The following is a 13,199-nucleotide window of genomic DNA, read 5'->3' as shown; positions in this document are numbered from 1 at the left end:
TTTATAATATGTTGTCCAGTTTCGAAGAGGATTGATTATCAAAAAAGCGTCTGTTACGAAGCCAGATTGTGTCAGCATCGCCCCTATCAAAAGCTCTATGAAAGTCGGGATTGATCTGACCGGTAGCGCACCAGCTATAAATGTTATGAGTTCAAACAGTATTGGAGGGATATTGGAGTATCCCAATTCTTTGTTTTTTGACATATGGCCTCCGGAAGAATTTGGTTTTTTCTTTCCGGATTGCCGCGCCTTAAACACCTTATTAGAGATTTATAGATGTTTAAGGCTCGGCAACTTTTTTGGGCCTTGTTGTCAAGACTTTTTTGCTGTTTTTTTTATCCTTTATGAGTAAAGCTACTCGTTGATTTTATGAAACTCTAAACTCCAGTCTATAAATACATCTCCCAAGTATTTCCTCAATTCTACATAAATAGTCTTTTTTCTATACTTTGGAATCCATACTACATGATACTTGCATTCCCAGGCACTATGGCTTAGGCTTTTTATGTCACTCATTGAAGTCTCCTTTAACTTGAACTTTAGGCGGTTCAGTTATCGGAGACATCTTCTTATTCCAGAATCTGTCAAACTCTGTGAGTCCACCGGCAGAGCCGGGGCTTTACTTAGGATTAATTACGATCGACTCTGAAACACCCAATTTACGCATATTTGCAACAAAGGTATGCCGCAAATCATGAAAGACAAAACCGTTCTCATTTTTGCTGCGTAAGCTATGCCTACTTTTTCACAGGCCGATTTAATCCGTGATCTGATATTCTCGTTAATAGGCAAACCCTGATAATGAAAAACATTATCTTTAAATTCTGACCTGTGATGCTCAATAGTCATCCCTCAAACAATTTTCAGCGGCGAGACCTTAAGTTGATGACTTTGACTTATGGCATGCATATTACGACATATCGAAAAAAATGAATCATCGCCTCCTTATTGCAAACCATAAAAATGACTGTTATTGTCCGGCAAAATAATGAAAGGTTGGAAAAAAAATGAATCTTACGGAAGCCCAAAAAAAAGCTGTTGAACATATAGGCGCACCTGCCCTGGTTGTTGCCGGAGCAGGATCAGGCAAAACAAGAACCCTGACTGCAAAAATCCAGTACCTCATAGAAAAGGGATTCAAACCCGAAAGAATCCTCGCAATAACATTCACAAACAAAGCGGCAGGGGAAATGAAAAAAAGGCTCACAGACCTGACAGGCCTTTCACCTTCGAGTTTTCCGTGGGTAAGGACCTGCCATTCTGCATGCCTTGTAATACTTAAAGCACATTGCACGGAGCTTGGATACCATCACCCGATCCAGATTATGACTCCATACCACCAGCAAAAAACGGTCACTGAAATCCTGGTGCGTCTAAACATGGACAAAAAACATGCATCCAATGTTCTTTACAGCATTTCCGCAGCCAAAAACTCCGGGAATCCGGATGAATACCTGTCAAAAAATCCGAGGATGGGTCATATCAGGCTTCTTGATGTATTCAATGAATACGAAAAGGCGCTTAAGGAAAGAAACTGCGTTGATTTTGACAATATTCTTCTTCTTACGAGGAATATTTTAAAAAATAACGCGGAAATAAGAAAAATCTATCAAAATCTTTTCCAGTTCATCCTTGTGGATGAATATCAGGATACCAATAACCTCCAGGAAGAAATCACCAGACTCCTCCTCGGCCATGAGAATATTTTCTGTGTAGGGGATGACTGGCAGGCCATTTACGGATTCCGCGGAAGTAATCTCGACCACTTCCTGTCCTTCCCTGATAAATATGACGGCGCCCGGATATTCAAGCTTGAGCAGAACTTCAGATCCGCCGACGAAATTGTAAAAACCGCAGGGAAAATAATAAGCCTCAACCCTTGTAGAATGGAAAAAGAATGTTTTTCAGACAAAAAGGGGGGAATAGTCGAGGTTCATGAGTTTTCCAGCGATTCAGACGAAGCAGGATGGGTGGCCAGAAAAGTCGAGACTCTGAGGGACATGGGGATCCCATACGAAAAAATGGCGGTTCTCTATAGAACCAAATTCTGCTCACTGTCTTTTGAAAAAATATTCAGAATGTACAGAATCCCGTACCAGCTCATAGGCTCAAAAGGTTTTTTCGAGAGAATGGAAATCATGGATATAAATTCATATCTTTCTGCTGCTGTGTATCCAAAGGATGATGTGTCTTTCGAAAGAATTCTGAATACGCCCAAAAGAGGGATTGGGCCCGCAATGGTCAAAAAAATAGGGGACACGAAAAAGCCGTATGAAAGTCTCCAGGACGCTGCCAGAAACATGGTCAGGGAAAGACTTCTGCCACCAAAAATCCATGCCGGAATAACAGAGCTTTTATCAATAATTGACAGTATCAGGGATAAATCCCCGGATAAGGCTGTCGAAGAGGCCATCAGCAGGACGGGCTACTATGATCACCTTAAAAATCTATGCAAGGATGGGGACGCGGAATTCACATCAAGAAAAGAAAACATTGAACAGCTGATTTTTTCCGCAAGCCAGGTCAACACCATTGTAGAGTATCTCGAAGAAGCGGCGCTCATTCGTGAGGACAAAAATGAAGAAGATGATGAGAGTCCGACAAAAGGAGTAAACCTTCTTACGATACACGCATCCAAGGGCCTTGAGTTCAGTGCTGTTTTCATAGCCGGATGTGAGGAAAATCTGTTTCCCCACTGGAAATCCATGGAAAGCGAGCATGAAATAAGAGAAGAAAGAAGGCTGATGTACGTTGCAATGACCAGAGCAGAAAAAATACTTTTTTTGACCAGCGCAGCATACAGAAAAGGACAGCCAGGCCTTAAAAGCAGATTTTTATATGAGATTGAGGATCACAGAAGATCAAGATAAAATCTGATTAAATAATCGTGATGCCGGATCAGCTCCGGCATCTGTGTATTATCAAATACCTCCCTATTTTTTTTCATCTCAACTGAAAAACCGGGCATGGTATTTTTATTCTTTGCAGCTTCTTAAAAATTGCTCTAAAATCTTTAAACATTTTTATATGCACCTGCAATTGCCCAGCTCAAAATCATCGGTAAACAACCATCAAAGCAAGGAGTCAAACATGAAAAAAGCTTCCATGATCATTGCGTCCATTCTTTTTTTTGCATCTTTATCAATCATGTCTGTTTCAGCTGAGGAAAAAGCAGCTGACGTCACTGCTGATGATGCTTTTATCATCGCAAAATGTGCGGCCTGTCACAAGATTGACAAAGTTTGCAAAAAGGTCGGTAAAAAAGATGCTGGCCAGTGGGAAGCACTTGTAAAGAGCATGGTAAAGAGGGGCGCAAAGCTGGATGATGCCGAGCAAAAGGCTGCGGCCGAGTATCTTGCTTCTTTGAAGGCAGACTCAAATACTCTCTGCCCCAAATAGACCATCAAAAAAAAGAGAGAGGCCCAGGTCTCTCTCACCAACTTTAACTTAAATGATTCCCTGAACCTATATGAGAAGAAAAATGACAAAATCCAAGCTTATCAAAATTACCGTACCAGTGCTCATCGCAATTTTTGCAGGGATTCAGTTCATTCCCGTGGAAAAGACAAATCCTCCTGTGACCGGGGATATTGACGCGCCTCCTGCAGTTAGCTCTATTTTAAAACGGGCATGTTATGACTGCCACTCAAATGAAACAAAATGGCCGTGGTACAGTAAGATAGCTCCCGTGTCCCTGCTTATTGCAAACGATGTGAATGAAGGAAGGGAATACCTCAATTTTTCCATATGGAAGGATTTGTCTGAAGAGGGACACCAAAGCATTAAAATGGCAATATTGGAAAAAATATCAAAAGGTGAAATGCCCTTGCCCCAGTATAAGCTGGCCCATCCTGAGGCAAAGCTTACAGATTATGACAAGAAGATCATAAAACAATGGATTGAACCTGAAAAAGGAGTTAGGCCCTAAAAGTTCAAGGCTGCATAAAAAGGCAGCCTTTGCTCCCTACTTTGTCTTTTTAGTTTCTGCGTCCTTTGAAGTCTGTTTAAACTCGACAAGCTTCAGATCAGCCTCGGCCACAGTCCCATGATGCATATAAAGAAAGGAAGAAATCCCGACGCCGGGGATAAACCCGACAGTCTGGTGATCAGGAGCGCTCTGGAAAGTCAAAACATATTTTTCCAGTTCTTTTTGGGGCGCAACTCCTTTTATTCCTTCAGGCCTTATTTTATCAACTGATTCCACAAACCAGAAATAAGACATGTCTGGCCTTGTCAACTGGGCAGCCTGCCCGAAAACGTCACCTTTTCTGATGGGGTATTCAAGGAAAAGGTCATCTTCCGAGACAAGATCGCCAAGAAAATCATCCATATTCTTCAGTCTTTTAATCGCCTCATCAGCTCTTGGCTGATCAAGGATATAATATTTGGAATTCCCGACCCTTAATATCAGATAATCACCCGGTGTTTGATATCCTTCGTACCAGACCAGATCATGGGGATGTCCCTTGAGAACAGCCGCAAAAAGATGCCCCCTTGTGATCGTTTCCAGAACTTCCATTTTCCAGGATATATTTTTGTTTAATACCTTGTCCGGCACCTCAGTCCATTTTACATCTCCCTGATAAATCCAGAAATTACCTTTTTCCAGCGGAAAAGGATCAAAAGGAGTTGCTGAAACAGCTTTTTCTTCCTGCCTGCATGACACGGCAAGCATAAGAGGCAACAAAAATATAAAAAACAGCCTTTTTATATGCACCTTGACTCCCCCATTTCCGCATCGATTTCAGGTATTGACAGGGTCGAAAAAAGTCCGATTACCGTCATTCCGGCGCAGGCCTGAATCCAGAAGCGGCTGAAATTACAAAGATGCCGGATCAAGTCCGGCATGACACTAATGCCTTTTTCTGACTTTTTGCGAGACCATCAGTTATTGATTAACGTCTGATTTTCATGAACCGCCTTCAGCAGCTGCTCTCATGGCAATTTCCTCATCCGCCGCCTTAATTGCAGAATCAAGGCTATCGAAAAAATTCTCGAACCCCAGATGTTCAAGTACATGAGCCTGGTTGAGCCTCAAAGAAACTCTTTCATTTGCCTCGCAGATAAGAACTCTTATTCCTTTTTTCCTGAAGAGATCAAGCATTTTATCAAAAGTAAGAAGACCGGTCGCGTCTATGAAAGGCATATGCTCAAGACGTATTATAAGAACCTTTATATCGGTCCTCAAAGCCTTCATTGTTCTTTCAAAACGTTTTACAGCCCCGAAAAAGAAAGGCCCGTCTATGGAATAAACCATTAAGCCCTTGATCCTTTTAATTCCATGAAGCCCCCTCTGGGGAACCTTTTCATCCATCGGCCCCATGGCGTCAATGGCGTTTGTTGCCTCGTCGAGCAGGGCCTCTTCAATCATATTGCAAGCCGGATCATTATCCGCGCATTCAATTTTGACGGCCTCTGACATTCTCTTCATGAAAAGAAGGGCCGCAAGTATTACCCCTACATTCACAGCTATGACAAGGTCAGCGAAAACAGTCAGCAAAAAAGTTATGAGCAGGATTATGACATCATTCTTCGGAGCATTTTTTGATAGCTCAATAAAATGCTTTATTTCACTCATATTATATGCAACCACGAAGAGTATTGCAGAAAGGGCGCATAATGGAATGTATGAAGCAAGAGGCGCCATAAAAAGCACTATCAGCACGAGGGTAACGGAATGCATTATGCCTGCGAGGGGACTCGAGCCTCCATTTTTGATATTGGTGGCTGTTCTTGCTATTGCTCCGGTTGCGGCAAATCCGCCCAAAAATGGTGCCACAATATTGGCAAATCCCTGACCAATCAGCTCCTGGTTAGACCCATGCTTGCTGCCTGTCATACCATCTGCGACAACGGCTGAAAGAAGGGATTCAAGCGCGCCCAGCAAGGCCACAGTTAAAGCCGGGCCTATCAGGTCAAGAATATTAACCGAAGCAAAATCCGGCATGCTCAATTCGGGAAATCCGGCAGGTATTCCCCCGAAAGCGCTTCCAATTGTGGCTACGCCTGGGAATTTAAAAACGAACTGGATAAGAGTTACCACAAGCATCGAAACAAGAGGGCTCGGGAGATACTTTGCGATATCGATCGGAGTGAATAGGACTAGAAGAAGCCCGGCCAAGCCAAGAAATGCCGTATATATATTCATGTCAGGCAAAGCTTGAAAAAGGCACCAAAGCTTTTGGTGAAAATGATGCAACCCTGCCATTGACACCTGGAGACCAAAGAAATCCTTCCATTGCCCGAAAAAAATGACGACTCCAATCCCTGCGGTAAAGCCAAGGGTAACAGGATATGGAATGAACCCGACAAGTCCGCCAAGTTTTGTCACGCCCATTATAACAAGAATGATTCCTGCCATGATTGTGGCCACCTGAAGACCGGCAAACCCGTATTTTGCCGTTATTCCGGAAAGAATTACTATGAATGCTCCGGTCGGGCCTGCTATCTGCACCCTGCTGCCACCAAACACAGAAACAGTGAAACCGGCTATTATCGCCGTATAGATTCCACTCTCGGGTTTGGCTCCAGATGCAATCGCAAAGGCCATGGCAAGTGGAAGAGCCACAAGTCCTACAATGATTCCTGATATTATATTATTGAAAATCTGATTTTTTTTAAAAAGTCCTGCCTTATGAGCTTCGATAAGCGCAAACATACGACTATCCAATCTTTATATATGCGTTCTGAAATGAATCCAGACAGATCTCTAAATCGGCGAATGATGATAAAAAAATATTATTGAAAAACCTGGCAATTAATCGCCGAAAAAGGGTTTCAAAATGTCTGAATTGGTTTTAAACAATTGGGAATTTTTTAAGGAGATCTGACGTGCTGGCCTGTATTGGGGATTAAAAGCAGGGCAACCGGTGAACTGACAGGATAATCATAAATAGCTGGTAATACAGATAATGAACTAAGAATTAAACTTTGTAACTCGCCCTCTGGCATGGCATTTTCCCTGAAAAAGTTCTTTATATTTGAAAGACCAATATTAAAGCAAAACTTGAGTTATTAACTATCTCGACAATAATTCAGATGCAACAATTTAAAAAATTTTGCAACATCAATATAAATATAGATAGACTCACAAAAAGTCAAAATAAGGCAGCGGCGTCATGCGACTTGAGCCGGCATCTTTGTATTTTCAATTTTTTCTGGATTCCGGCCTTCGCCGGAATGACTGAAATCGGACTTTTTGCCATCTTGTCAAATATTTATCCGGTAAAAAGCTAATCATGGCTGAAACCGCAAATATATAAAGTAACAGTAATTTTTCACCTGATGCCATATTTACGCATTTTCCCCCTGAGAGTCGAAGGATGAAGCCCAAGAAGATCGGCTGCGCCTCCCTTGCCTTCAATCTTGCCCCCCGCCAATTTTAAAGCGCCTTTAATATATTCTGATATCATGGCATCCAAACACATGAATTTTTCATGGCTTACACCGGTTATTTCATTCCCGGGCACAGAGTTCCAATTGATATTAAGCTCAGGAAAAGCAAGTGGATAACCTCCGCAGGTGATAAGGCTCCTTTCGATGAGATTCTGAAGTTCGCGTATATTCCCGGGCCATGAATAAGCCTTAAGCTGCCCCAAAACACCAGGAGCAAAAACAGGACTAAACGAAAGATTCATCTCCCTGGCCTTCGCCTTGGCAAAAAAATCGGCCATCAAAGGAATATCTTCAGTTCTTTCCCTCAGTGGAGGCAGATGTATGGGAAATACATTCAACCTGAACCACAGATCATTCCTGAATCTGCCAAGCGTAACCATTTCGGAAAGATCCCTGTGGGTGGCTGCGATAACCCTGACATCGACTGAGATAGCCCGCTGCCCGCCAACCCTGTGGAAACTCTTTTCCTGAAGAACTCGAAGCAGCTTAACCTGGGCGGACTGAGGAAGCTCTGCAACTTCATCAAGAAAAATAGTACCGCCTTCAGCCTGCTCGAAATACCCGCGTTTTCTCTCCCCTGCTCCGGTAAAAGAGCCCTTTTCATGTCCGAAGAGTTCGCTGTCAGCAAGCGATTCCGGTATGGCGCCGCAGTTGATACACACAACTGGATTCCCGGCCCTTGATGATGTCTCGTGAATGGCATGGGCTACGAGTTCCTTGCCTGTACCTGTCTCGCCTGTTATCAGAACAGGACTTTCCGTGGCAGCAACCTGCCTGACCTTGTCCATCACATTTTTGAGGCCAGTTTCTGCGCCTATTATTTTTGTCCCTGCCATATGGCCGAGGCGGCTTCGGAGATCCTCGTTTACTTTTTCAAGACTCTCGTTTTTTGAAAGAACCTCCCTATGATGAATCAGGTTGAGGATAGCGCCTGTGAGCGGCCTTTCAAGAAGCTTCAGCCTGTTTTTATGGATTTCCGTGTATCTGTCCCTGCCAATTGCGACCATATTAAAATAGCCTATAAATGGTTTCCCAAGGCCAAAGGCAATTGTCATGGTGGAAAATTCGTTTGCGTGCGGAACACTTGGTATGCTTAGCCCTGAAGAAAGAAAATGGGCAAAAGCCTCCTGAACCACCCTGCTCGACGCAATACAGTTATCTATCTGGACCGTGCCAAGTTTATAACTGCGACTGTCTTCGAGGGCGGCCGAAGTCAGACGGATGCGCTCATCCACAAGAATCCCTGCATCAACATTTGATACTGCCAGATACCTTAAAGTCTGCTTTGAAGAATCAGCAACCCCCGCATTGATCGCATCAATTGGGAAAAAGGATTTCATATAAAGAAGAGATGAATGAAGTGCCTCTTCAATTCTAAGGCTACTGAAAAGGCGATGGGTTATTTCCTGCAAATAAATGCTTTCATCAAAATTTGATCCCATATCAGACATCAGGCTATCCTGCTGGTTTGTTTCTGTATAAAAAAACCTTCAAATAAGAAGGGCCTTCAAATAGAACGGCACGCCCCTTCACATATGACGGCTAAAAATTAAATTTAATCCAGAATCCATGAAATTACCATATATTTCAAAGATGGTATGAAAATTGTAATGGTCGGAGTCAAATTCACATAATAATGGAGTAAAAATTTGCACGAACTGCCCCTGACAAATAAAATCCTTGATATAGCCCTGGATTATGCCCGCAAAAACGAAGCGTCCAGAATTGTTTCGGTTCAGATAGGACTTGGCGTAATGCACGAAGCAGAGCCTGAATGGATGAACAAATACTTTGCATGGATAACCAGAGGGACAGTGGCAGAAAATGCAAATCTCGATTTCAGAAGATATCCGGTAATCTGGTTCTGCCAGAAATGCCAAAAACCCTTTAAAGACCCGGGTGAGAAATCTGCTGGAACATTCTGCCCGGAATGCTCAGAAAACAGGGAACTGACCCTGATCTCGGGCAAGGAATTCAGGGTTGAATCAATAATAATATCCTGAATTTCGAATTAGAGCCAAAACCTTGTCGTTGCAGCTTATAAACATCTGTATGCAAAAATGGAGAATCATATATGAAAATCATCGCCATAAACGCAAGTCCGACAATGAAAAACGGCATGACGAGCGCCTTGATGGAGAATGTTCTTGAAGGAGCAAAAGAGGCGGGGGCTGAAGTTGAGGTGATATATTCCCAGAAACTCAAGATAAATTACTGCATAGGATGCTTCAACTGCTGGGTGAAAACACCCGGTGTCTGTGTCCACAAGGATGACATGGTTTCTCTGCTTGAAAAAATAAAGGAAGCGGATTGTATCATGGTATGCACTCCGCTTTATGCAGACGGAATGACAGCACAGATGAAAACCGTAATAGACCGAATGATCCCCCTGATTGACCCGCATATAGAGAATGTTGACGGTCACAACCGCCATGTCAAAAGGTTGAAAAAAATCCCGGCCATTGCGCTTTTGAGTGTCTGCGGATTCTATGAAAAGGATAATTTCGATGGACTTGTGGATCATATGAAACGCATCTGCAAAAATTTTCAGGCAGAATATCTCGGAGCCGTTTTAAGACCCTTCAGCTATCTTCTGAATCTGGAAAACCTCATGCCTGAAGAAGTAAAAAAAGTCAGGAGCGCGGCTAAACAGGCAGGCATTGAACTGGTTAAAAACAGAGGCTTTTCCGAAGAAACACTTGAAGCTGTCGCACACAATCCCATCCCCAAGGATTTCTTCAACCAGAGCGCCAATGACCTATGGGACGCAAGCATAAAAAATGGCAAATTCCTGCATTCCTGATCACAGTTTTTCGAAAAAATATTTTTAAATGTAAATAAAACAAGATATTAAGATAATCCCGGAGGATCCATGGAAGATTTGTATGAAAGCCTGAGAAAAAGAATTGACACTTTTTCTTCAGGATATCCGGCAACTCAAAGCGGAATTGAACTTAAAATACTCAGGCAGCTTTATTCAGAGGAAGAGGCCCGCATTTTCCTTGATCTGACCCATTTCCCTGAAACTCCTGAGCAACTGTCAGTCAGACTTGCAAAGGATCTTGAGCCTCTTGAAAAAACCCTTTACGATATGTCCGTAAAAGGCCTTATTTTCAGATATCGCAGCAAAACAAAGACTTACTACATGCCTATTCCATTTGTTGTCGGCATAATGGAATTCCAGGTAAAAAGAGTGGAGGCTGATCTCGAACTTGCAAAAAACTTTGCGAATTATGGCGAGGAAGCCTTCATTGCCACAATGCAGGCCTTAGACACACCTCATCACAGAGCCATTCCCATAAACAGGGACATAGTTGACCAGTGGCCCATAGCAATTTATGATGATGCTGTTGCGATACTGAACGCTCAGAAAAAAATAGCGGTTGCGCCGTGCGTGTGCAGAACCATCATGAAAAAAACTGAAAGGCAGAACTGCGGGAAGCCCGTTGAAACCTGCATCATGTTCGGAGCCGCCGCAGACTATTACATAGAAAACGGACTCGGTCGGGAAATAAAGCTTGATGAGGCCCTTGAAATCATCAAGCAGAGCGACGAAGCAGGGCTTATTCTCCAGCCTGCAAATGCGAAACAGGCAGGAGCCATATGCAATTGCTGCGGTGACTGCTGCGGGATGATACATTCACTTAAAAAGCAGCCAAGCCCTGCAAAAGCCGTAAAAAGCTCGTATTACGCAGGAATTAAAACCGAAGAATGCGTCGGCTGCGGAATATGCCTGGACAGATGCCAGATGGAGGCCATAAAAATAGAAGAAGACAAGGCCGAAATCGACCTTAACCGCTGCATAGGTTGCGGACTCTGCGTTACAAAATGCCCTACCGAGGCCGCGTTTCTTGTAAAAAAACCAGAGGAAGATCTTTACAACCCTCCTGAAAATTCAATGGAAATGCATATAAGAATGGCGCAGGAGAGAGGATTCATGTAAAAAAAAGAGACTATATTCCCGTTAAGTGTGGAATATTTTATTAACTCCAGTAACTAATTAATATTTTAAACAAAAACATAGCCGGCGGGTCTTTTGTGGCTCTGCCAGATTTTCAGTTAAGAAATGCCTTGTATGGTTAATTTGTCATCAAAACAAGAGGGATGCGTAGGTCGGATTAGGACGCCCTTTGTCCGTAATCCGACGTTAAGCCGGGAGCCTTGTATGGTTAAATTGCCTTAAAAAAAGACCAATTCGTAGGTCGGATTAGAGCGTCCTTTGCTCGTAATCCGACATTGATCCGAATGCTTCCGGCGGGTCGCTTTTTGAAAAAAGCTCCGCAAAAACTTTTAGATAGATGGGCAGTGAGTACAGAACTTTAGGGCATTTGCTTCTGACAATAATAAAAACATAAGTTTTTGAAGGGACTCAAAGAACTTTTTACAAAAAGTCACCCAATATCAAAAGCTTTGGGGAACATAGCCCAAAAAGATTGATTCTAAAGATCGCATGAAAGCACCGGTTTGCCGCCAGGTCTTATGCACTGGCAAAGTTGGTAAAAACCCAAAAGTGATTCTACAAAAAAAATATATAGGAGGAACATATGCACATCCCTGACGGAATGCTTCACGGCGCCATTTGCCCTATTACCCTTGCACTTGGAACAGGAGCTATAGCTGCCTCTGCCTATGCTGTTGCAAGATCTGAAAACAGGCCTTCTGTAATGAAGTTCACTGCAGTCACATCAGCCATATTCGTTCTTCAGATGCTCAATTTCCCGATTTCCCAGGGAACATCCGGACATTTCCTTGGGGCCGCATTCGCTACCTGGGCCATTGGAACCGCTCCGGCAATTCTTGCCATGTCCCTTGTTATTGCCATCCAGTCAGTCATATTCGGCGACGGGGGCCTTGGCGCTCTCGGGGCAAATATCCTTGTAATGGGCATAGCCGGAGTTCTTTCAAGCAGCCTTGTGATGAATTTAATGAAAAGCACAAAGAACGGAACCTCGGATTATATTGCCACTGGAATTGGCGCACTTATTTCAACCGTCATTGCTGCTTTTTCTTGCAGCCTTATTCTATGGGTTTCAGGAAACGCGGAATTAAAACAATTAATGACAGCAATGATGGGAATTCATTTTAAGATAGGGATTGGTGAGGCGGTAATTTCTGTTCTTCTTATGATTCTGACATTATCAACCGAAAAAATGAAAAAAAAGACGGGCATTACAGCTGCAATGCTTTCAGGAGCCGCGGTGCTTGCCTCATTCGCATCCGAACTCCCGGACGGGCTTGAATACAGTGCAGAAAAACTGGGATTCATTAAAAATGCATCCTCATTTTTCAATGGTATTATACCTGATTACGCTTTGCCCGGAATCTCCATTCCTGTGGCAAACTGCCTGATTTCGGCATCAACAGGCATACTCCTTATATTCATATGTTCCTGGCTTTCAGGGAAAGCCGGGGAAAAACTTTTTAAGCAGAAAGCGTAAAATCGAGTAGGGTGAAGCAGCTGATCAAGTCTGCTTCATCCCTCTCACAGAACCGTGCGTACGGGCCTCGTACACGGCTCTTGTTCATCCTTATCTCGTTGTAAAAAGAGGAAGCACTCCCGTTTGAATTTCATTCATCGCGAACAGTCCGATTTCTTCAAACCATTTGTTGGGCATTGCCCAGTGGCTGAGCTGACATGCCGAGTTCCGCCATGATGTCATTTTGATGCTCTGGAATTCGCCGCTATACCCCAGCTGCCTGAGCCGTCTGTGCAGTTTATTCGGTTTCTTCCATAACTTCATCTGGATGGCTCGCAGACGTCTGCGTATCCACCGCATCATCATGTGAAACACGCTTTTGCAGTT

General features: G+C 43.3%; 12 protein-coding genes and 1 pseudogene. 7 read left to right on the top strand and 6 right to left on the bottom strand.

Features of this window, described 5'->3' with window-relative positions; all coding sequences use genetic code 11:
* Positions 1-204, bottom strand: a 204-nt coding sequence (locus K245_RS27865) for a hypothetical protein (protein WP_027360471.1), incomplete at its 3' end; no start/stop codon positions are given.
* A gap of 183 nt (positions 205-387) precedes the next feature.
* Positions 388-516: pseudogene (locus K245_RS27425) on the bottom strand (transposase); the annotation flags it as partial.
* 491 nt (positions 517-1,007) lie between these two features.
* Here K245_RS27425 and K245_RS0118990 point away from each other — a divergent pair.
* The 3 genes from K245_RS0118990 (at position 1,008) to K245_RS0118975 (ending at position 3,928) form a co-directional block, all read left to right on the top strand.
* The gene (locus K245_RS0118990; protein ID WP_027360470.1) at positions 1,008-2,870 is read left to right on the top strand and encodes an ATP-dependent helicase; all 1,863 of its coding nucleotides are present in this window, start codon (positions 1,008-1,010) and stop codon (positions 2,868-2,870) included.
* Positions 2,871-3,090: 220 nt separating this feature from the next.
* Positions 3,091-3,399, top strand: coding sequence for a hypothetical protein (locus K245_RS0118980; protein WP_027360469.1), 309 nt, complete (start codon positions 3,091-3,093; stop codon positions 3,397-3,399).
* Between the two features lie 82 nt (positions 3,400-3,481).
* Positions 3,482-3,928 carry a heme-binding domain-containing protein gene (locus tag K245_RS0118975; protein WP_051284420.1) on the top strand — a complete coding sequence of 149 codons (447 nt, stop codon included), beginning with the start codon at positions 3,482-3,484 and terminating at the stop codon, positions 3,926-3,928.
* A gap of 36 nt (positions 3,929-3,964) precedes the next feature.
* Here the strand turns inward: K245_RS0118975 and K245_RS0118970 are convergent, their stop codons facing one another.
* From K245_RS0118970 to K245_RS0118950, 3 genes are all read right to left on the bottom strand, one after another.
* Entirely contained in the window at positions 3,965-4,717 is a 753-nt protein-coding gene (locus tag K245_RS0118970) for a hypothetical protein (RefSeq protein WP_027360467.1), read from the bottom strand.
* A gap of 192 nt (positions 4,718-4,909) precedes the next feature.
* Positions 4,910-6,658, bottom strand: a complete 1,749-nt coding sequence (locus K245_RS0118960) for a SulP family inorganic anion transporter (RefSeq protein ID WP_027360466.1) — start codon at positions 6,656-6,658, stop codon at positions 4,910-4,912.
* A 619-nt stretch (positions 6,659-7,277) separates the two neighbouring features.
* Positions 7,278-8,846, bottom strand: coding sequence for a sigma-54 interaction domain-containing protein (locus K245_RS0118950; protein WP_051284418.1), 1,569 nt, complete (start codon positions 8,844-8,846; stop codon positions 7,278-7,280).
* 198 nt (positions 8,847-9,044) lie between these two features.
* Between K245_RS0118950 and K245_RS0118945 the strand changes: the two genes are divergently transcribed.
* From K245_RS0118945 to K245_RS0118925, 4 genes are all read left to right on the top strand, one after another.
* A complete protein-coding gene (locus tag K245_RS0118945) occupies positions 9,045-9,398 on the top strand; it encodes a hydrogenase maturation nickel metallochaperone HypA/HybF (RefSeq protein WP_027360464.1) in 354 nt (117 codons plus the stop codon).
* 71 nt (positions 9,399-9,469) lie between these two features.
* Positions 9,470-10,198: a flavodoxin family protein gene (locus K245_RS25450; RefSeq protein WP_035277646.1), complete on the top strand. Its 729-nt coding sequence runs from the start codon at positions 9,470-9,472 to the stop codon at positions 10,196-10,198.
* 69 nt (positions 10,199-10,267) lie between these two features.
* Positions 10,268-11,338, top strand: a complete 1,071-nt coding sequence (locus tag K245_RS0118935) for a 4Fe-4S binding protein (RefSeq protein WP_027360463.1) — start codon at positions 10,268-10,270, stop codon at positions 11,336-11,338.
* Positions 11,339-11,939: 601 nt separating this feature from the next.
* Entirely contained in the window at positions 11,940-12,833 is an 894-nt protein-coding gene (locus K245_RS0118925; protein ID WP_027360462.1) for an energy-coupling factor ABC transporter permease, read from the top strand.
* 90 nt (positions 12,834-12,923) lie between these two features.
* Here K245_RS0118925 and K245_RS25445 read toward each other — a convergent pair.
* On the bottom strand, positions 12,924-13,199 hold a 276-nt coding region (locus tag K245_RS25445; RefSeq protein ID WP_035277644.1), incomplete at its 5' end, for a group II intron maturase-specific domain-containing protein.

Source organism: Desulforegula conservatrix Mb1Pa (assembly GCF_000426225.1).
In the GTDB taxonomy this organism is placed as follows: Bacteria; Desulfobacterota; Desulfobacteria; order Desulfobacterales; family Desulforegulaceae; genus Desulforegula; species Desulforegula conservatrix.
The sequence above is the reverse complement of the archived record's forward strand: the minus strand, read 5'-3'. Positions and strand labels throughout refer to the sequence as shown.

Coding starts and splice junctions, on each gene's coding strand:
- K245_RS0118925 (WP_027360462.1), top strand. CDS start 11,940: ATGCACATCCCTGACGGAATGCTTCACGGCGCCATTTGCCCTATTACC.
- K245_RS0118950 (WP_051284418.1), bottom strand. CDS start 8,846: ATGTCTGATATGGGATCAAATTTTGATGAAAGCATTTATTTGCAGGAA.
- K245_RS0118960 (WP_027360466.1), bottom strand. CDS start 6,658: ATGTTTGCGCTTATCGAAGCTCATAAGGCAGGACTTTTTAAAAAAAAT.
- K245_RS0118990 (WP_027360470.1), top strand. CDS start 1,008: ATGAATCTTACGGAAGCCCAAAAAAAAGCTGTTGAACATATAGGCGCA.
- K245_RS25450 (WP_035277646.1), top strand. CDS start 9,470: ATGAAAATCATCGCCATAAACGCAAGTCCGACAATGAAAAACGGCATG.
- K245_RS0118980 (WP_027360469.1), top strand. CDS start 3,091: ATGAAAAAAGCTTCCATGATCATTGCGTCCATTCTTTTTTTTGCATCT.
- K245_RS0118935 (WP_027360463.1), top strand. CDS start 10,268: ATGGAAGATTTGTATGAAAGCCTGAGAAAAAGAATTGACACTTTTTCT.
- K245_RS0118975 (WP_051284420.1), top strand. CDS start 3,482: ATGACAAAATCCAAGCTTATCAAAATTACCGTACCAGTGCTCATCGCA.